At 50.2% G+C, this 18,751-nt stretch carries 18 protein-coding genes; 14 read left to right on the top strand and 4 right to left on the bottom strand.

Annotation, left to right across the window (positions count from 1 at the left end):
• Positions 1-55: 55 nt before the first annotated feature.
• The 4 genes from JQX58_RS06315 (at position 56) to JQX58_RS06300 (ending at position 5,344) form a co-directional block, all read left to right on the top strand.
• Positions 56-1,942: a methyl-accepting chemotaxis protein gene (locus tag JQX58_RS06315; protein WP_204145989.1), complete on the top strand. Its 1,887-nt coding sequence runs from the start codon at positions 56-58 to the stop codon at positions 1,940-1,942.
• Between the two features lie 437 nt (positions 1,943-2,379).
• Complete coding sequence (locus JQX58_RS06310) at positions 2,380-3,405, top strand: TRAP transporter substrate-binding protein (RefSeq protein ID WP_204145988.1); 1,026 nt, start codon at positions 2,380-2,382, stop codon at positions 3,403-3,405.
• A 113-nt stretch (positions 3,406-3,518) separates the two neighbouring features.
• Positions 3,519-4,025, top strand: coding sequence for a TRAP transporter small permease subunit (locus tag JQX58_RS06305; protein ID WP_338040692.1), 507 nt, complete (start codon positions 3,519-3,521; stop codon positions 4,023-4,025).
• Positions 4,025-5,344: a TRAP transporter large permease gene (locus JQX58_RS06300; protein ID WP_204145986.1), complete on the top strand. Its 1,320-nt coding sequence runs from the start codon at positions 4,025-4,027 to the stop codon at positions 5,342-5,344. The genes JQX58_RS06305 and JQX58_RS06300 overlap by 1 nt, the downstream gene beginning before the upstream one ends.
• A gap of 102 nt (positions 5,345-5,446) precedes the next feature.
• Here JQX58_RS06300 and cysQ read toward each other — a convergent pair whose 3' ends face one another.
• A complete protein-coding gene (gene cysQ / locus JQX58_RS06295; RefSeq protein ID WP_204145985.1) occupies positions 5,447-6,295 on the bottom strand; it encodes a 3'(2'),5'-bisphosphate nucleotidase CysQ in 849 nt (282 codons plus the stop codon).
• Positions 6,296-6,338: 43 nt separating this feature from the next.
• Here cysQ and JQX58_RS06290 point away from each other — a divergent pair, with 43 nt between their 5' ends.
• Entirely contained in the window at positions 6,339-6,755 is a 417-nt protein-coding gene (locus JQX58_RS06290; RefSeq protein WP_204145984.1) for an RNA-binding S4 domain-containing protein, read from the top strand.
• On the opposite strand, the gene dprA is transcribed toward JQX58_RS06290, so the two are convergent.
• Positions 6,752-7,969: a DNA-processing protein DprA gene (gene dprA / locus JQX58_RS06285; RefSeq protein ID WP_204145983.1), complete on the bottom strand. Its 1,218-nt coding sequence runs from the start codon at positions 7,967-7,969 to the stop codon at positions 6,752-6,754. The genes JQX58_RS06290 and dprA overlap by 4 nt on opposite strands.
• Before the next feature lie 210 nt (positions 7,970-8,179).
• Here dprA and def point away from each other — a divergent pair, with 210 nt between their 5' ends.
• The 6 genes from def to ybaK all read left to right on the top strand — a co-directional run bounded on the left by def (position 8,180) and on the right by ybaK (position 14,717).
• Positions 8,180-8,689 carry a peptide deformylase gene (gene def, locus JQX58_RS06280; RefSeq protein WP_204145982.1) on the top strand — a complete coding sequence of 170 codons (510 nt, stop codon included), beginning with the start codon at positions 8,180-8,182 and terminating at the stop codon, positions 8,687-8,689.
• A gap of 94 nt (positions 8,690-8,783) precedes the next feature.
• On the top strand, positions 8,784-9,773 hold the full coding sequence (gene fmt, locus JQX58_RS06275; protein WP_204145981.1) for a methionyl-tRNA formyltransferase: 990 nt from the start codon (positions 8,784-8,786) through the stop codon (positions 9,771-9,773).
• A complete protein-coding gene (gene rsmB, locus JQX58_RS06270) occupies positions 9,770-11,092 on the top strand; it encodes a 16S rRNA (cytosine(967)-C(5))-methyltransferase RsmB (RefSeq protein ID WP_204145980.1) in 1,323 nt (440 codons plus the stop codon). Before fmt ends, rsmB begins: the two co-directional genes overlap by 4 nt.
• Before the next feature lie 248 nt (positions 11,093-11,340).
• Entirely contained in the window at positions 11,341-12,714 is a 1,374-nt protein-coding gene (gene trkA, locus JQX58_RS06265) for a Trk system potassium transporter TrkA (protein WP_204145979.1), read from the top strand.
• Between the two features lie 69 nt (positions 12,715-12,783).
• Complete coding sequence (locus tag JQX58_RS06260; RefSeq protein ID WP_204145978.1) at positions 12,784-14,232, top strand: TrkH family potassium uptake protein; 1,449 nt, start codon at positions 12,784-12,786, stop codon at positions 14,230-14,232.
• A 14-nt stretch (positions 14,233-14,246) separates the two neighbouring features.
• Positions 14,247-14,717 (top strand): Cys-tRNA(Pro) deacylase, encoded by a 471-nt coding sequence (gene ybaK / locus JQX58_RS06255; protein WP_204145977.1) that lies wholly within the window; start codon positions 14,247-14,249, stop codon positions 14,715-14,717.
• A 9-nt stretch (positions 14,718-14,726) separates the two neighbouring features.
• On the opposite strand, the gene JQX58_RS06250 is transcribed toward ybaK, so the two are convergent.
• The gene (locus JQX58_RS06250) at positions 14,727-15,629 is read right to left on the bottom strand and encodes a lysophospholipid acyltransferase family protein (RefSeq protein WP_239090201.1); all 903 of its coding nucleotides are present in this window, start codon (positions 15,627-15,629) and stop codon (positions 14,727-14,729) included.
• A gap of 159 nt (positions 15,630-15,788) precedes the next feature.
• Here JQX58_RS06250 and gmhB point away from each other — a divergent pair, with 159 nt between their 5' ends.
• Positions 15,789-16,346: a D-glycero-beta-D-manno-heptose 1,7-bisphosphate 7-phosphatase gene (gene gmhB / locus JQX58_RS06245; RefSeq protein ID WP_204145976.1), complete on the top strand. Its 558-nt coding sequence runs from the start codon at positions 15,789-15,791 to the stop codon at positions 16,344-16,346.
• Between the two features lie 3 nt (positions 16,347-16,349).
• On the opposite strand, the gene JQX58_RS06240 is transcribed toward gmhB, so the two are convergent.
• On the bottom strand, positions 16,350-16,727 hold the full coding sequence (locus JQX58_RS06240) for a winged helix-turn-helix transcriptional regulator (RefSeq protein ID WP_204145975.1): 378 nt from the start codon (positions 16,725-16,727) through the stop codon (positions 16,350-16,352).
• 113 nt (positions 16,728-16,840) lie between these two features.
• Here JQX58_RS06240 and JQX58_RS06235 point away from each other — a divergent pair, with 113 nt between their 5' ends.
• Together JQX58_RS06235 and JQX58_RS06230 are read left to right on the top strand one after the other, a co-directional pair.
• On the top strand, positions 16,841-17,695 hold the full coding sequence (locus JQX58_RS06235; protein WP_204145974.1) for an SDR family oxidoreductase: 855 nt from the start codon (positions 16,841-16,843) through the stop codon (positions 17,693-17,695).
• Between the two features lie 95 nt (positions 17,696-17,790).
• Positions 17,791-18,702 carry an AraC family transcriptional regulator gene (locus JQX58_RS06230; RefSeq protein WP_204145973.1) on the top strand — a complete coding sequence of 304 codons (912 nt, stop codon included), beginning with the start codon at positions 17,791-17,793 and terminating at the stop codon, positions 18,700-18,702.
• Positions 18,703-18,751 lie beyond the last annotated feature (49 nt).

Raw genomic sequence — 18,751 nt, 5'->3', positions numbered from 1 at the left:
CATATTGAATCTGTACATTGGCCGTTCATAATCGATGATTTAATCAGGAGCTCCTGTGCTGCGATCTTTATCTATGCGTCAAAAGCTAATTGCCATCCTTGTGCTTGTTTGTGTTGGCTATGCAGGCTTTGGGTTATATGCCGTATTAAACTTCAACCAGATGCAGGAAGCAGGGCGCAAGGCAAATGCCATTGCGGCGTCTCACGTACAGATCAGTGAGCTTGAAATTGACCTGCTAAAGTTCACCCAAGACTCAGCGCAGCCACAGCAACCAGAATTAGCCGATCTTGCGACCGAGCTCAACGATTTGCATCAAGCGAAAGCGCTAGGCAATATCCTTCAGAATCCTTACCTTGATAAGCGTGCTCAGCAGTTACTCAACGAGCTAAGCCAACAATTACCTGATTACTTAACCACTCTTGAGCAGCGTCTACAGTTAATCAAGCAGCTGGGCACGGATAATCAATACGGGGCGTTATTAACCCTTAATCAAAGCGCCCAAACGGCGGCCGAAGAGTTGAAACTGCTGGCGGCGTTTGCGTCAGGCTTTAAAGAAGTACGCGCCCAGGAAAAAGATTTCCTCGCCTACCCGTCGCCAGAAGGGTATCAAGCTTGGCAAGCCGCACTCGATACTTTACTAAAACAGATCAACGACATTGGCTTTGGCGATGTATTTAATCCGCTATTAAATGACTATCGCGCTGCTCTAGAGCCTGTAGCGGACACCGCATTAAAACTGGTAACACTCGAACAAACCTTGCGCACACAGCGTCAGCAAAATACCGAGTTATTAAGCCAAACCACACGCTATCTGCAAGATCCACTACTAGCGCAAGCGCAACAAACCGCGCACACCACCGCCAACGACGCCCGTCGTAACCTGATCATTGGCGGCGTGGTGTTAACGTTGCTGATTGGCGTGATCATGGCCTCCTTGATCTACGCCCTAAACAAAAAGATTGGCGTGATCTTGGCACAGTTAAAAGATGTCGCCGCGGGTAAGCTGATTCACCGTGACAATGCAGGGCTCAACAACAATGATGAGTTTGATCAGATTCAACTGACCTCCAACAACATGACCGATAGCTTAAGCCAGTTAGTAGGGCAGCTACGTCATAGCAATCGTGCCTTAATCGAAACTGCCGATCAGTTAAGTGATGACGCTCACACCATCGTTGCGGGTAGCCAGCAGATTCGCGATCGCAGTAACACTCTAGCGACCGCCACCGAAGAAATTTCGCAAACCGCTGCCGATGTAGGGGACATGACCCAACAGGTAAACAACGCTGCAAATCATGCTCATAGCGCCGCGCAAAGCGGTGCCGCCGTGATTGGCGTGGCCATTGATTCGATTCAAGCGGTAGCAGATTCTATTGAGCATACGCACACCATGGTCACCAAGCTGGGCGAGCGTTCTAAAGAAATCGATTCGGTGATTGATCTCATTGTAGGCGTGGCTGAGCAGACTAATTTGTTGGCACTTAATGCAGCCATTGAAGCGGCCCGCGCTGGAGAAGCAGGGCGTGGGTTTGCTGTGGTCGCCGACGAGGTGCGCACCTTAGCCGAGCAAACTGTTAAAGCCACCAGCAGCATCACCAGTAAGATTGAAGGCATTCAGCAAGACACGCAACAGGTCATCGGCGCCATGCAGCACAGCTTGCAACAAGTCGCTACTGGCCGTGAGAAGGGCGAGAGCGCCGTGCAGACGATCCAAGAAGTTGAGCAACTGACATTGGATGCTGCGGAACGCACTCAGACCATTTCCAGCGCCATTCAAGAGGTGGTGCAGACCACTCAAACCATGGCCAAAGACATGGACGATATTGCGCAAAGCATCGAGCACAACTACCACGCCACGCAAAATATTGAGTCTTCTGGGCAAGCGATTCATCAGCACGTGGGCGCGCTGACCCAACAAATTGAACAATTTGATGTGCGCTAAAAGCCAAGCTTTTACGGCCGGTTAAATGGCGCCACGGGCTGCCCCATTAGATTTGCCTAATTGCGACAAACGCACCTCATTGGTGCGTTTGTTTTTTGGGTATTTTACTGCTTATTTTTTAAGCAAAATATTTGGCTGTTGCGCCGCGAAAATGCTTTAATAATCAGATCATTAGATCTTCATAAAACGAACATCTTACTGCAACACACCAAGCACCAAAATGGACCAGTCAGAGTGCCGTGTATGCCTTGGACCTTACTCTTTAGCCTACTGATTTATAAGCTGTTTTCTTAGCTCCTCATTTGTTTGATAGCGACAAAACTTTAGGTAGATTTTGTACGGTTTAATTTGTGCAAGCTTTTTGAAAGTATCAAATTAAGCGCCACAGTCGGGGAGGACGTGGCTCATATTAGCAACTCTTCTACAAGAGGTTACTCATGTTAAAAACTCTACTAAAAGTAAAAAAACAGTTAGTCGCGAGTTCTCTTGCTGTCGCTTTGGGTGCTGGCGCAGTAGCAACTTCGGCTCATGCAGCTGACCATAACTGGCGCTTTGCCAACCTATACGGTCGCGGCACAGCGTTCGGTGAAATCTACGAAAACCTAGCTAAAAATATCGAGCAAAACTCTAATGGCGACATTAAAGTTCAAGTGCTTTACTCCGGCGAAGGTGTGGGTACAACCGGTATCCTAGGCGCAGTAAAATCTGGTCTTGTGACGATGGGCGCACCATTCCAATCAATGCACGCGGGTGAGCTTCCAGCAGGTGTGGTAGAAATCGGCCTACCTGGCGGTACCGATGACACTGACGAACTAAACGCTTTGTTCCACGAAAAAGGTTGGGATGAGATTCTTAAAGAAGCGTACGGCTCTCAAGGCTTAGTATGGCTTGACCCATACATTCAGCCACCAGTTTACATCATCACCAAAGAGCCAATTGAATCAGTAGAAGATTTCAAAGGTTTGAAAATCCGTGCACCAGGCGCATACGGTAAGTTCCTACGTAACCTAGGTGCTTCTCCAGTATCTCTAGCTTGGTCTGAGATCTACACGTCTCTATCAACTGGCGTTATCGATGGTTCGATCGGTTCTAACATGATCGACCACCGCGATGGTAACCACGTAGAAGTAGCAAAATACATGTACCCACTTCCACTAGCGGGCGCTCAAGTGTTACCTATCATTGTTAACCGTAGCGCGTGGAGCAAGCTAACTGACGAGCAAAAAGAAGCTGTGAAAGCAGCGACTGCAACGCACGCAGACGAGCAGCTAAACAAGTCTAAGCAATGGGAAGCAGAAGCGATCGCTGAAATGGAAGAAAAAGGCCTACAATGGTCTCCAGAGCCAAGCGAAGCGGACAAAGAAGCATGGAAAGCAGCAGGCGCAGGCCTGTGGGACGAATACGCTGCATCGGATGAATACAGCAAACGTTTGATCGATGTACTTCGTGCAGAACAGAAGTAATTGATCCTTTCCAAAAGGCGAGCGCGTCCGCGCTCGCCTTTTTTCGTTTATCCTGAGGTACACTTTCCATGTTATTGACTGCGATAAGGCTATATTGCCTTACGATTCACCGCGTGGTGGAATTCGTAGGCAAATCCGTTTCTTATGTCATGCCAGCCTTGGCGTTTGTCGTAGCTTTCGAGGTTTTTTCTCGCTACTTCTTAAATGAGCCGACGATTTGGGCTTATGACCTATCTTTGTTTATGTTTGGCTACATCGCCGCACTCGGCGGTGCCTACGCACAACAACGCCGTGGGCACATCAACGTTGATATTCTCTACAACAAAGTTTCTCCGCGCGTACGCAACGTATTTAACATGCTGTCGTTTGCGCTTGGCATCTTCTTCTTAGTCATTGTCTGCAAAATGTGCTTTGGCAAGTTTGAAGAAGCACTCGAATTCAACTACCGCCGCCAAAGTGAATGGGCGCCTCATATGCATCATTACTGGATGATGATGGTGGTCGCAGGTGCGATCTTTATCGCACAACTGTCAAGCGATTGGCTCGAAGAAGCCTACCACCTATTTACCGGTAAAAAGCTCCTACCAGAGCGCCGATTTGATGATGAGGACGACGCGTAATGATGAGTATTGAAGTCTTAACGGGCGTTCTACTGGCCTGTATTTTGGTGAGCTTTGCGCTGGGCGCACAAGTGGGCCTAGCCTTGGGCGGCATCGCCATGGGCATTGGTTACATCACTTGGGGTGATGGCTTGTTTAACGTGATCCCAACGACTCTTGAAGCGACGCATTTTAGTTTTATCCTGCTCGCCATCCCACTGTATATCTACATGGGCCAACTACTGACTCGCTCCGGCATCGGTGATGCCATGTTTAATGCCAGTCAAATGGTCATCGGTAAAGTACGCGGCTCGTTAGCGATCAGCGTGATCATCGTGTGTTCGATGATCGGTGCCATGGTCGGTATTATTGGTGCCGGCATCATGACCTCAGGCAGTATCGCTCTGCGCCCAATGCTTGAGCGTGGTTATGACAAACGCCTAGCACTGGGTGTGATCATGGCCGGTGGTGGTCTGGGTATTTTGATTCCACCTAGTATCCCAATGATCATGTTTGCCTCGTCGACGCAGAACTCTGTGGGCCGTATGTTTATCGGTGCCTTAGTGCCGGCGTTGATTACCATTGTGCTGTTGATCACTTACGTGGTGATTTCGTGCAAACTGAACCCTAAGAAAGCGCCCCTCGATAAACTGCCAGAGACGCCACAAACGACCAAAGAGAAGTTACTGACGGCCCGTGATGGTGGCTTGTCATTGCTACTGATCGTTGCGGTATTGGGCAGTATCATTATGGGTATTGCGACCCCGACCGAATCCGGCGCCATTGGTGTCGTGGGTGCGGTGATCTTGGCGATCTTCTTTAAACGCTTTAAACCTAAGATGGTCAGAAGTGCAGGCCTACGCGCGGCGGTGCTAGTCAGTGTCGCAATGTGGATCATTTTCGGTGCCACCGTCTTTAGTAACTTCCATCTACTGATGGGCGTTCAAAGCATGGTAGCAGGCTTTACCGAAGATCTTGGCTTACCGCCAATGATGGTGATCCTGTTGTTCCAGGTGATTATGTTGTTGCTTGGCTTCATCATCGATGAATTCATCATCGTCTTGATGTGTGCGCCGATCTTCACGCCGATCGCGGTATCACTGGGTTTTGATCCGATTTGGTTCGGTATCTTGATGATCCTAAACATCGAAATCGCCGTACAAACGCCACCTTACGGCTTCGCCTTGTTCTACCTAAAAGGCATCGCACCGCCGGGCATTACCATGCTCGATATCTACCGTTCGGTGACACCGTTCGTACTGATCAAGCTATTGGTGTTGATCATCGTTATGTTCAACCCTGAGCTTGTGACTTGGTTGCCTAACAAACTCATGGGCTGACGACAGTCTAGGGTTAAACCTCTATAAACGACAAAAGCCGCTTAGAGTATTTCTAAGCGGCTTTTTTGTGGGCATTTATTAGGGCTCGGACGGCGGCTACGGCTACGCTTCGTCTTCACCTTGCTTGTACCAATCTAAAATCACGGGTGTGATCTCAGGGCCGGCGACAATGAAGTGGCCGTTGAGGAGGCTTTCGCGTTGGTTATAACGAAATGGTTTGCCGCTGGGTGCGATCAGCTGGCCACCGGCCGCTTCGATGATGGCTTGTTGTGCTGCGGTGTCCCATTCGCTGGTTGGGCCACGGCGTAGGTGCAAATCCGCAACGCCTTCAGCAATACGACAGCCTTTGATAGAGCTGCCTTTGGGCAGCTCTCGCACTTGTTCATAGGTGTCTTTGAGGGTTTCTTTTAGGTCTTCTGGTAGGGCAGGTCCATGACTGCGGCTGGTCATCGCCACCAGCGGCTCACGTGGCTCACGCACGGTGATCGGTTCAACTTCATCACCTTGCCATTTAAATGCTCCTGGCATGAGTCCTTGCCACGCTTCGGTGACGCCAAAGTAGCCTTCCGCTGTTGTCGGCAGATACACGATACCGAGGATCGGACGACCATCACGCACCAGCGCGATGTTGATGCTGAACTCGCCGTTGCGCTTAATAAACTCTTTGGTACCATCCAGCGGATCCACCACCCAAAGCAATTGCCAGTCTTTACGCTCTTCAAACGACACCACGGCTTCTTCCGAAAGAATCGGAATCTCTGGCGTAAACTGTTCTAGGCCTGCCATAATCACGGTATTGGCGGCGATGTCTGCTGCCGTCACGGGACTATCATCAGATTTTTGCTCGACACCTAAGTCGGCTTTCTGATAAATCTCCATGATGGCATCGGCCGCATTGTGTATTATCTGTTGCAGTGCCTTAAAGCTTGGGTGACAACTAACATCCGTCATAATGGTATGAATTCTTTCGTTTTAACAATCGTGTGTCCAATCTATGAGTAAAGCAGAAAAACAGTCGCAATCACAAGCAGTAAGATTAGATAAATGGCTCTGGGCCGCGCGTTTTTTCAAAACCCGTGGTCTGTGCAAAGACGCTATCGATGGCGGCAAAGTCATGTACAACGGTGCCAAAGGCAAAGCCGCACGCAATGTTGAGCTGGGGGCGTTGATCACCGTACGTAAAGGCTGGGACGAAGTCACCGTGGCGGTCAAAGGTCTTAGTGAGCAGCGCCGTGGCGCACCCGAAGCGCAGCTACTGTATGAAGAAACCGCCGACTCGATCGCCAAGCGTGAGCGCCGTGCTGCAGAGCACAAATCCTTTGGTGGTCGCATCATGTCGGATCACCGTCCGAACAAAAAAGAGCGCCGCGATATTCAGCAGCTTAAGCGCGATATTTTCAGTGGCGATTAAGCGCTAAATTGATACTGCCCTTGAGCATTGGTAATCACCCCAGAGAGCTCTAGCTCCATGAGCGTTTGCGATAGTTCTGGTGCGGGCAGGCCAGTGCGTCGCACCAGCGCATCAAAGTCCAATCCAATGCGCTCTTGTTGAAACACCTCGACCAAGGTTTGTGCGCTGATTGAGAAGCCGCTTACATCAACCTTTCCTTCAGGCAGAGCGCTCACGTCTTGCTTAACATCGCCAACAGGACTGCGCACCGAACGCGGCAGCTCCGCTAAAATATCGTCGATCGAAGTGACTAACGTCGCCCCTTGGCGAATCAACTGATTGGTGCCCGACGCCTGCGGATCACTGACTCGACCCGGTAGGGCAAACACTTCGCGATTTTCTTCTAGAGCATAACGCGCACTGATCAGTGAGCCGCTTTTTTCCGACGCCTCTACGACAAACACACCGTGACTCATACCACTGATAATGCGATTACGTGGCGGGAAAAAATTGGGGCGTACACCGGTAGTAAGCGGATACTCACTTACCAACGCACCGCCGTATTCTAGGATCTGTTGGAATAAGCCTATGTTTTGCTTGGGATAAGGGTGAAACAAGCCGGTACCCATTACCGCCACCGTCGCTTGCTGAGCATTGAGCGCTCCTTGGTGAGCGTAAGTATCAATCCCACGGGCGCCGCCACTGATGATGGAAAAGCCTTGCTGGCTCATCTGCATGCCCCATTGCTCGGCAATCTTGCGACCGTAACCCGATGCGGCTCGCGCTCCAACCATACCAAGAGTTGGCTTGTCCCAAGCACTGGGCTGGCCTTTGACATACAAAAAGGTCGGCGGCACGCTGATGCGCCCAAGTAACGCTGGATAATTGCCTGTGCCACGAAACACCAGTTGCTGATCATCGCTCTGCAACCAGTCCAGCGCGGTCTGTAAACTGCTTTCGGCCTCATAGGGTAGTTTGTCGCGATTGAGGTATAACATCACCGCACGTGCCGTGTGTTCAGGCCAGCCTAGGGCACGTAACGTCTGAAAATCGATAGCGGATTCAGAGTGAGAAGACTCATCAAGCTCAGGAAATAATGACGCTTCTACGCTTTGAGGTTGATGCAGTGTATCCAGATAGGTCCATAAGTGAGCTAGACGCGTCGTACCAAGGCCTGGCATCAAACTTAGCGCTAACCATTGGGTTTCACTCAAACCATGCAGGGAGTGTTTCATGTAGCAATCCTTCGCGATACATAAAGAGGAGCGGGGCCACAGAGACTCTGTGGTGCTAAAAAACGCGGCGTATTTAACCACATTGCATATTTTTTAGCCAGCTGGATGCACGCTTTTGCGTCATCTTAGGTTACAATATAGGTATTGAAATTGTCCTTTGCCACCCAGATGTTAAAGGACAGGCTACACATTAAGAATTTGGAAAACCCTATGGCTGTATTACCCGTTTTAGAATACCCAGATCCGCGTCTGCGTAAGGTCGCTGAACCCGTCACTGATTTTGACGATGCCGACCTACAGACCAAGATCGACGATATGTTGGATACCATGTACGACGAGCAGGGTGTTGGTCTTGCCGCGACACAGGTTGACTACCATTACCGTATCGTTGTGATGGACTTCTCGGAAGAGCGCAACGAGCCAATTGTTTTCGTTAACCCTGAGTTTGACGTGTTAGACGATGCACCCAATGAATGCCAAGAAGGCTGTCTATCCGTGCCTGGTTTTTACGAGCACATTTACCGTGCTGCCAAGGTCAAAGTCAAAGCGTTAGACCGTCACGGTAAACCATTTGAATTGGATACCGATGAGCTGATGGCTGTGTGTGTACAACACGAAATCGATCACCTTGATGGCAAGCTAATGGTGGATTACCTATCGCCATTGAAGCGTAACCGCATCAAAACCAAGCTGCAAAAAGCGCAAAAGAAACGCGCATAAAAAGCCTACGGCGTGTCCCGCTACACACCGTACATCCTTTTTCAAAAATCAGGCTACGGCCTGATTTTTTCGTTAGTAGAGATAAACAAGCACTATGACCAATCCAGACTCTCAAACACCTTTACGTATTATCTTTGCTGGTACGCCAGATTTTGCGGCTGCTAGCTTACAAGCCGTGCTTGATAACGCTGCGGCTAAACACTATGAAGTCATTGCTGTGTACACTCAGCCTGACCGTCCTGCTGGTCGCGGCCAAAAACTGGTCGCGAGCCCTGTGAAGCAATTGGCGCTTGAGCATGATATCCCAGTATACCAACCGCTTAATTTCAAAGACGAAGCCGATCGTCAAACCTTAGCCGAGCTCAACGCCGACATCATGATCGTCGCCGCTTACGGTTTGATTTTGCCTAAAGCCGTGCTTGATACACCGAAACTTGGTTGCATCAATGTACATGCTTCTTTATTGCCTCGCTGGCGTGGCGCTGCGCCGATTCACCGTGCAGTGATCGCCGGCGACGCCATTACTGGCATCACCATCATGCAAATGGATGTGGGCTTAGACACGGGCGACATGTTGCTGAAGAAAGAGTGCGACATCAAACCAGAAGACACCTCAGGTGAGTTACACGACCGTCTAGCCGTACTAGGTGGCGATGCTTTGATCGAAGGCTTAGAAGCGATCCGCGCAGGCAAAGTAACACCTGAGCCACAAAATGAAGACTTAACTTGCTACGCCGAAAAGCTTACCAAACAAGAAGGGCGTATTGACTGGACGCAAGATGCTTTGACGCTCAGCCGTCGTATCCGCGGCTTACTGCCTTGGCCTGGTGCTTACACTGAAACACCGGTCGGCGCGATGAAGATCCACGCAGCCAAATTGCTCGACACTCATGACCAAGACTTTTTAGCAGGCGCCATCACCATGGTGAGCAAAGAGGGCTTGGTCGTAGCCACTGGTAAAGGCTCAATCTTGATTACCGAGCTGCAATTCCCAGGCGGCAAACGTCTAGCCGTACAAGATGCCTTAAATGGTAAACACAAAGATCAGCTACAAATTGGTAAGGTCTTCGGGGGCGACGCATGAGTCAGCCAGCACGCTTAATCGCCGCAAAAATTCTTGAACAGGTGCTGGGCCAACACGGCTCACTATCGACACAGATCAGTAAGCAGATTGGCGAAGTTGATTACGATGAGCAAGGTCTTACCAAAGAGCTGTGCTTCGGTGTCTGCCGTTATTACCCACAGCTCAACAGCGTTGCTTTAAGCTTATTGTCTAAGCCGTTTGAAGAAAAAGACCTCGATCTTTACGCCACCTTACTGATGGGCTTGTATCAAATCGAGCACATGAATACACCAGATCATGCTGCGGTTAACGAGTCAGTAGAGCTGTGTCGTCAGCTTGATAAAGACTGGGCAACTAAACTGATGAACGCCGTATTGCGTCGCTACCAGCGTGAGCGCGATGACATTCTCGACAATCTAGCTAGCCAACCATCCGTCGAGTTTAACTTACCAAAGTGGTTGGTGAAGCGTTTCAAAAAGCACTGGGGCGATGATTTCGAACAAGTCGTAACGGCTACCAACACACATCCACCCATGTGTATCCGTGTGAACCAAGACAAAGTTTCACGTGAAACATATCAAGCACAACTAACAGAACAGGGCACTGTTTCACGTGAAACAGCTTTTTCGGATTCAGGTTTGTACCTAGAAAAAGCCGTTTCCGTAACTATGTTACCTGATTTTGAGCACGGTCACGCCAGTGTGCAGGATGAGTCTGCGCAGTTGGCGGCAATGATTCTAGCTCCTGAGCAGGGCGAACGCGTGCTGGATGCTTGTGCGGCACCTGGCGGAAAAACCGGTCATTTACTTGAGCGAGCACCCGAGCTACAGCTTACCGCAGTGGAATTAGAACCATGGCGCCTACAGCGTATCGAGTCCAATCTGGAGCGCTTAGGAGTACAAGCAGAACTTATCTGTGCTGATGCCGGTGACACGAATGCCTGGTGGGACCAACAGGCGTTCGATAAGATCTTGTTGGATGCGCCGTGTTCTGCCACAGGCGTGATTCGCCGCAACCCTGACATCAAGATTAATCGTAAGCCTGCGGACATTGATGAGCTGGTTACAATCCAGCAGCGTATCTTGATGGCGACTTGGCAGACCTTGAAACCGGGCGGCTATTTGCTTTACGCCACGTGCTCGTTGATGCCAGAAGAAAACGAGCGACAAATGGCACACTTCTTAGCGGAGCAAGCGGACGCAAAAGAGTGCTCACTGGATACCTTAAACAGCGCACTGGCGCTTGGCTTTGGTAAAGCGGTGAGTCATGGGATTCAAGTCTTGCCAACCGTAGATGGCCAAGACGGCTTTTATTACTGCTTATTGCAAAAGCAGGCCTAACCCAATCAACACCACGATCGTAAGGTCGTGGTGTTTGTTTTACCTGCAACACTGCCTCCCCAATGCGTTCTTACCTGTCTAGTGTCAGTGCCCACCACAGCGGCGCAAAAAATTATTCAATATTATGCTATTCAGCGTTAAATCTTGACCCAATCACGTTTAGAATGTGAGCAAATACCGTCCTCATGATTTCGTGGGGGTCAGCTACGTTTTAATGTTGCGATGAGCCCTTGGCTCTAAGGCAGACAATGAAGATCATCATAATTGGCGCGGGCCAAGTAGGCGCAACTCTTGCGGAAAACTTGGCCAATGAAGACAACGACATCACGGTCATTGATACCGACCTGAATCGTCTCAGGGAGTTGCAAGATCGTCTTGATATACAAACCGTGCAGGGCAGCGGCTCGCATCCGGATGTATTGGACCAAGCTGGCTGTAACGATGCCGACTTGCTGATTGCGGTCAGCAACCAAGACGAAACCAATATGATCGCCTGCCAGATCGCTTACACCTTATTTAAAACGCCTACCAAGATTGGTCGTATCCGCTCTAATGCCTACTCCAAGTATCCGAAGATTTTCGCCGATACCGCCTTACCAATGGACGTGCGCATCAGTCCGGAAAAAGAAGTCACTAAGCATTTAAGCCGTCTGATTCGTTACCCCGGCGCGCTGCAGGTGATGGAGTTTGCCGAAGGCAAAGTTCAGCTGGTGGTGGTACGCGCGGAAAAGGGCGGCCCGTTGATTGATCGCCCGATCAGTTATCTGCGTGAGCACATGCCTTCGATCCAAACTCGGATCGCTGCGATTTATCGAAATGGTCAGTCGATCAAGCCAGATGGTAATACGCACATTCACGCCAACGATGAAGTGTTCTTCTTGGCTGCCCAGCGAGATGTGATGGATGTCATGAGTGAACTGCGCCCATTGGATACACCTTACCGTCGTATCATTATCGCTGGTGGCGGCAACATTGGTGAGCGTTTGGCACAAAGCCTTGAAAAAGAGTATCGCGTTAAGATCATCGAGCGCGATCCAGAACGCTGTCGTTACCTTTCTGAAAACCTCGATAACACCATTGTACTCAATGGTGACGCCTCTAAGCAGGAGCTGCTGCTCGAAGAAAACATCGAGTCGACCGATGTGTTCTGTGCCATTACCAATAACGATGAAGCCAATATCATGTCCTCGATGTTGGCCAAGGTATTGGGCGTACGCACGGTTATGACCATCATCAATAACCCAGCGTACGTCGACATCGTACAAGAAGGTATGATCGACATCGCGGTGTCACCACAACATACGACCATCAGCTCACTGTTATCCTTTATTCGCCGTGGCGATGTGGTTAATGTCCACTCGATGCGCAAAGGCGCGGCTGAGGCGCTAGAAGCCGTGGCGCACGGTGACTACCGCTCGTCTAAAGTAGTGGGGCGTTCGATAGCGCAGATTCACTTACCTGAAGGGGCGACGATCGGCGCCATCGTTCGCGGCGACGAAGTCATCTTGGCCACGGGCGATGTGATGATTCAAGCGGAAGATCACGTCATTATTTTCGTTTCCAATAAAAAACAAATTCCAGCGGTGGAGCAGTTGTTCCAAGTGGGACTGAGCTTCTTCTAACGACAAACTTTTCATTCATTTTACTGCGCCAAACGACTTGGCGCAGATTGGTTTTAGTAAGGCTAAAGCATGCATATTCAGGTGATCCTGCGCGTTATCGGTATGATGATCATGATCTTCAGCTTAACGCTGTTGCCGCCCATCATCGTCTCGCTTATCTATGAAGACGGTGCCATCTTGGCGTTTTTATATGCCTTGCTGATCAACTTAACCAGCGGCTTAGTCATCTGGCTGCCGTTTCGCAACTGCCGCGGCGATTTAAAGATCCGCGACGGTTTCTTGGTGACGGTCTTGTTTTGGTCCACGCTAGGGCTGTTTGGTGCGGTGCCTTTTTTGCTGACCACCAACCCTGAGCTGACGTTTACCGACTCGCTGTTTGAGTCCATGTCCGGGCTCACCACCACAGGGGCAACCATTCTGCACACCATTGATAACTTGCCCCAGTCGATCTTGTTTTACCGTCAGTGGCTACAGTGGTTAGGCGGTATGGGTATCATCGTATTAGCGGTAGCCATCATGCCGATGCTAGGGGTCGGGGGTATGCAGCTGTACCGTGCCGAAACACCGGGGCCAGTAAAAGACTCCAAATTAACCCCACGTATTGCCGAAACCGCTAAAGCCCTTTGGTACATTTATGCCACGCTGACGGTGCTGTGTACCATTGGTTATTGGGCGGCAGGCATGACCTTCTTTGATGCTATTTGTCACAGCTTTTCGACCGTGGCAATCGGTGGTTTCTCTACTCACGATGCCAGCATTGGTTACTTCAACAGCGGCACCATTGAGGCCATTTGTACCATCTTTATGGTAATTTCAGCGTTGAACTTTGGCTTACACTTCTATGCTTGGCGCACCCGTAGCGTATGGCATTACTTTAAAGACTCAGAAGCACGCTTTTTCTTCTTCATTCTGTTTTGTGCCATTTCCTTGGCGTCGCTGGTATTGGTGATTACCTCGACATTTGATTGGCAAACCTCTGTACGTTACGCCATTTTTGAAAGTGTCTCGATCGCGACTACTGCAGGCTTTAGTACCTCAGACTTCTCGGTCTGGCCGCACTTTTTACCATTCTTGCTGATCGTAACGTCATTCGTAGGCGGCTGTGCTAGCTCGACTGGCGGCGGTATGAAGGTGATTCGTATTCTGCTGATCCTTAAACAAGGTTTTCGTGAGATCCAGCGTTTGATTCACCCAAGTGCCGTGATTCCCGTCAAGATCGGCGGTAAGGCGGTACAAGAGCGAGTGGTATCGGCAGTATGGGGCTTCTTCTCGGCCTACCTGTTGGTGTATATCATTTTGATGATTGGCTTGATGGCGACTGGCATTGATCAGATCACCGCTTGGTCTGCTGTAGCAGCGACACTGAATAACCTAGGCCCTGGCCTTGGGGAAGTCTCAGCCAGCTTTGCCACGATTAACGATCCGTCCAAATGGATGCTTTGTTTTGCCATGCTATTAGGGCGTCTTGAAGTATTTACCTTGTTGGTTTTGTTCACACCAATGTTTTGGCAGAAGTAGCCTAGGAGCAAGCAATGACCCCAGCCACACAGACCTTAAAAAAGCACAAGATTGCTTTTAGCGAGCACGAATACGCTCACGATCCAAACTGCACTAACTTTGGTGAAGAAGCGGCTGACAAACTGGGGTTAGCGCCAGCTCAAGTGTTTAAGACCTTACTGGTGAGTGATGAAAAAGCTTTGTACGTGGCGATTGTGCCCGTGACAGGCAAGCTTAATTTAAAGCGTACTGCAGCGGCTTTAAAGCTGAAGAAAGTGCGCATGGCTGAGCCTAAGGAAGCCGAGCGTAGTTCGGGTTATATCGTCGGTGGGATTAGTCCAATCGGCCAAAAGAAAGCGCTGACGACCGTTATTGATGCCTCTGCGCAGCAGTTTGATAAAGTCTATGTGAGTGGCGGTAAACGTGGTTTTGATATTGGCTTAGCGCCAGACGACTTGGCGAGCGTGTGTCGCCAAGCGTGTTTTGCGGATATTGCTGAAGCGTAGGGCTACGCGTTACAGGTGTTCTTTGTAAGGATTTTGCGCACCGTGGGGCTGGTACTTAAAGCGTTTGTATTCCCACTGGTATTGGCTCGGTGCGTACTCCACTAACTGTTCAATCGAGGCATTTAGACCAGTAAGTGAGGTCTCGACATCTTCATCGTAAAAGCGCGGATCGACTTCTAGCGCGACCACTTCAAAGCCTTTACTGGTTTGCAAGCAGCCGACGACAAAAGCTTTAGCGTTGGTTTTGTGTGCCAATTGTCCTGCAAGCGTCATGGTGTACGCTTGATGCCCATAGAAGGGGGCAAACTCGCCGCTGCCTTTTTGTGGCACTTGGTCAGGTAGCATTCCTACGACACCGTCGGCATTGAGTGCCTTGACGATCTGCATCACACCACGGCGGTTGGTCGGTACCAAATCACCGCCAGCACGGTTACGCGCTGCCAAAATGAAACTGTCTAGGCTTTCGTCTTTACTAGGGCGGTACATAGCCGTCATCGGGCGAATAGAGCTGACATAAACGTTAACCGCTTCCCAGTTACCAATATGCGGTGCCAATACAATCACACCGCCTTTGCCTTGTACCGCTTCTTTCAGTGCTGCCGCCCCTTCACCTTCATAGCAGTGATCAAGAATAAACGACACATCACGGGTCCATAAGTGACCCATTTCTGCAAAGGTTTGCCCCATGTGACGCAAGCGATTGTTACGCAGTCGAATACGCTGTTCGATGTCGAGCGACGGCATGCATAGCTCTAAGTTACGATCGATGGCGCGACGGGTACGGCGATCAAAACGCAATCCTATTAGGCCAAACGTACGCCCTAGGCTGCGCACCAATGGCAATGGCAGCTTGCCCATCAGTTTGAAGACTTTGGTCATGGCCGAGGAAGAGTTAGAAGTTTGATCTGACATAACACCCACTTAGGTTTTAAAAATATGGCTACATTGTACATAAATTGGCGTCAGACAACCGTGATAAAAAAGTGTTTCACGTGAAAACAAACGCATAGGCTTTATGAAACCTTTATACTACCACCGAATGCAGTTTATTTATTCGAGGTAGATTTATTTATGGCCCCAAGCAAGCCCATTATCATACTGGACCGTGATGGTGTGATTAACCAAGATTCAGATGCCTACGTGAAATCGGTCGACGAGTGGATTCCGTTACCTGGCAGTATCAAAGCCATGGCGGCACTGACTAAAGCGGGCTTTCAAGTGTTTATCGCGACTAACCAGTCTGGCATTGCCCGCGGTTATTACGACGCGGCTGAGCTTGATAAAATGCATCAAAAGATGCTCGATTTACTACACGCCGAAGGTGGCGAAGTGCAGGGGATTGAATACTGTCCCCATGGCCCAGACGACGCTTGCCAATGCCGTAAACCTAAAAGCGGTATGATCGAAGCTATCGAGCAACAGCTGGGGATGGACTTTACTCAGCAGCCGGCGATCATGGTCGGTGATTCGCTGCGTGACTTAGAAGCGGGCAAAGCCCGTGGTTGTGCGCCAGTCTTAGTATTGACCGGCAAAGGCCGCGCCACGCAATACAAAGACATCGATTTCTACTTTGATATTTACACGGATCTGGCGGCGTTTGCGATCGCAACCATTCATAAATACCAATAGTTATTATGCTGTTGGGGGCGTTACTTGCTGATCAAGAATGGTCAGCAAGTTGCCCTCTAGCCAATCAATCAAATCGATCACACGCTCGCCAAACGCCTTGCCTAACGTCGTCAGCTGATACTCCACGTGAGGCGGCACGACAGGGTATTCGATACGGGCTACAAAACCATCGGCTTCTAGTTGCTGTAACGTCTGCGCCAGCATTTTTTCACTACCCCCTTCGATACGTCGGCGCAGCTGACTAAAACGCTGTGGCTCACCATCACGTAGCGCCCAAAACACCAACATGCCCCAACGACCAGTGACATGGCGCAAAATTTCACGAGAGGGGCACTGATTAGAAAACACATCCCCACGCTCAAAGCGATTATTCGATGTCATGGAATGCTCCGTTTCGTAAAAGCCCCATACTTACCTTTTGGTCAGTACTTACTAAAAGTTAGCTTGTAGTCTAACCTAGATTCATCCACTCACCAATCCATGGAGATGTAAAAATGATTTTAGTAACAGGCGCCTCAGGCCAATTAGGACAACTGATCATCGCCAGCTTATTAGCACGTGGCGTTGCCCCTGAAACCATCGTCGCCGCGGTACGCAGCCCAAGCAAGGTTACGCATTTGAGCGAACGTGGCGTACAGGTGCGCCAAGCGGACTACAACGATCCCAGCACATTAGAGCAAGCCTTTGCTGGTGTGACACGAGTGATGTTGGTCTCTTCTAGTGAAGTGGGCCAGCGTGCAGCGCAGCATCAAAATGTCATCGCTGCTGCCAAAGCTGCGGGTGTAGAATTGCTGGCTTACACCAGTATTTTGCACGCCGATTCATCGCCACTGGCGCTGGCTGAAGAACACCGCGCCACCGAGGCAGCGTTAAAGGCCTCTGGCGTACCGCATGTATTACTGCGTAATGGCTGGTATTCAGAAAACTACACCATGAGCGCAGCGATGGCGGTCGAGCACGGCGCCGTATTGGGTAGCGCGGGCGAAGGGCAATACGCCACCGCCACACGTGCTGACTACGCCGATGCCGCTACGATCGTGCTAACCTCAGAGCAGCAAGCAGGTAAGATCTATGAGTTGGCTGGCGATGAAGCTTTTACCTTATCGCAGTACGCTGCCTATCTATCTCAAATCAGCGGCAAAGAGGTGGTTTACCAAGACCTTCCTGAAGCAGAATACGCCAAAGTATTGGTCGATATCGGTTTACCCGAAGGCTTCGCCAACATCCTAGCAGACTCTGATGTGGGCGCTTCAAAAGGCGGCTTGTTTGACGACAGCCATACTCTGTCTGAATTGATAGGGCGCCCAACGACACCGATCCAAGACAGTATCAAAGTTGCCTTAGGCTAAGTTTGCCAAGCGCCAAGACACAGGCAGAAGCCTTGGCATTCACGTCAGAAAGCGGAATAATAATTGTTATTTCGCTTTCAACCTGACGACAGAATATGACCACCCAACGCTTCTCACGTATCGAAACAGTGCTGCAGTATTTGCACGACAATCTGGCCGAGCAGCATACGGTGGCCTCATTGGCGCAGGTCAGTTGCTGGTCTCGCTGGCAGTTTCAGCGCGTATTCAACGATGTCACTGGGCTGAGCGTCGCCCAGTATGTCCGTGAACTGCGTTTAAGCCGAGCGGCAGAAGCCTTGCTTGATAGCCAAGCCAAGCACATCGATATCGCGTTAAGCTGTGGCTTCGACTCTGAAATCAGCTTTCATCGCGCCTTTAAACAACAGTTTGGCTGCACGCCAGGCCAATACCGTAAACGCGGTAAACGCGTCGCCTTAAAAACACCGCTGCGCAGCATCGCTCAGCAAGCGCCCGCCGACACGCACGCGTTTCGCCAAATACGCATCGAAACCCAGCCAAGCTTTACTCTGATCGGTCTATCCGCCACGATTCAAGGGCCGTTTTCAAATGCGCCCAACTTCACTGAAACTGTGCCTAAAATTTGGCAGCGCTATCATTCTGTCTGTAACAGTGCCGACGCGACACTCAAGTTCGATGCGCCATTTATCGGTGTCATTGACACTCGCGATCCTAGCGAAGCACCTTTGGCGGAAAAGTTGATCTACTGGGCTGGACGCGCCGACAATGCTGCCTGTACATCCATTCCCACACAGCTTGAGTGCCTAACGTTGCCAGAGCAAACCTATGCGGTGATCCCGATTGAGGGAGATGTACGTCAAATAGAGCAGGCGCTACGTTGGTTTATGCATACTTGGTTGCCTAATTCGACTTATCGCGGGGTAGCGGGGTTTGAGCTCGAAATCTATCCAAGCGATTATGATCCGGCTTTGAGCAGCAGCCATATGGAATACTGGCTACCAATCGTGCCGCGCGCAGAAGATGCCTGACGAACATCGTAGGTTGCACCAAATGGTTAAGTAGCGGATACTGTACTTA

The sequence above is a fragment of the Marinomonas ostreistagni genome (genome assembly GCF_016888445.1).
GTDB classification, from domain to species: Bacteria; Pseudomonadota; Gammaproteobacteria; order Pseudomonadales; family Marinomonadaceae; genus Marinomonas; species Marinomonas ostreistagni.
This window is presented reverse-complemented; position numbering and strand designations above follow the sequence as displayed.

Coding starts and splice junctions, on each gene's coding strand:
- ybaK (WP_204145977.1), top strand. CDS start 14,247: ATGACCCCAGCCACACAGACCTTAAAAAAGCACAAGATTGCTTTTAGC.
- JQX58_RS06300 (WP_204145986.1), top strand. CDS start 4,025: ATGATGAGTATTGAAGTCTTAACGGGCGTTCTACTGGCCTGTATTTTG.
- JQX58_RS06235 (WP_204145974.1), top strand. CDS start 16,841: ATGATTTTAGTAACAGGCGCCTCAGGCCAATTAGGACAACTGATCATC.
- cysQ (WP_204145985.1), bottom strand. CDS start 6,295: ATGACGGATGTTAGTTGTCACCCAAGCTTTAAGGCACTGCAACAGATA.
- JQX58_RS06290 (WP_204145984.1), top strand. CDS start 6,339: ATGAGTAAAGCAGAAAAACAGTCGCAATCACAAGCAGTAAGATTAGAT.
- JQX58_RS06240 (WP_204145975.1), bottom strand. CDS start 16,727: ATGACATCGAATAATCGCTTTGAGCGTGGGGATGTGTTTTCTAATCAG.
- gmhB (WP_204145976.1), top strand. CDS start 15,789: ATGGCCCCAAGCAAGCCCATTATCATACTGGACCGTGATGGTGTGATT.
- def (WP_204145982.1), top strand. CDS start 8,180: ATGGCTGTATTACCCGTTTTAGAATACCCAGATCCGCGTCTGCGTAAG.
- rsmB (WP_204145980.1), top strand. CDS start 9,770: ATGAGTCAGCCAGCACGCTTAATCGCCGCAAAAATTCTTGAACAGGTG.
- JQX58_RS06260 (WP_204145978.1), top strand. CDS start 12,784: ATGCATATTCAGGTGATCCTGCGCGTTATCGGTATGATGATCATGATC.
- JQX58_RS06310 (WP_204145988.1), top strand. CDS start 2,380: ATGTTAAAAACTCTACTAAAAGTAAAAAAACAGTTAGTCGCGAGTTCT.
- fmt (WP_204145981.1), top strand. CDS start 8,784: ATGACCAATCCAGACTCTCAAACACCTTTACGTATTATCTTTGCTGGT.
- JQX58_RS06230 (WP_204145973.1), top strand. CDS start 17,791: ATGACCACCCAACGCTTCTCACGTATCGAAACAGTGCTGCAGTATTTG.
- JQX58_RS06250 (WP_239090201.1), bottom strand. CDS start 15,629: ATGTCAGATCAAACTTCTAACTCTTCCTCGGCCATGACCAAAGTCTTC.
- trkA (WP_204145979.1), top strand. CDS start 11,341: ATGAAGATCATCATAATTGGCGCGGGCCAAGTAGGCGCAACTCTTGCG.
- dprA (WP_204145983.1), bottom strand. CDS start 7,969: ATGAAACACTCCCTGCATGGTTTGAGTGAAACCCAATGGTTAGCGCTA.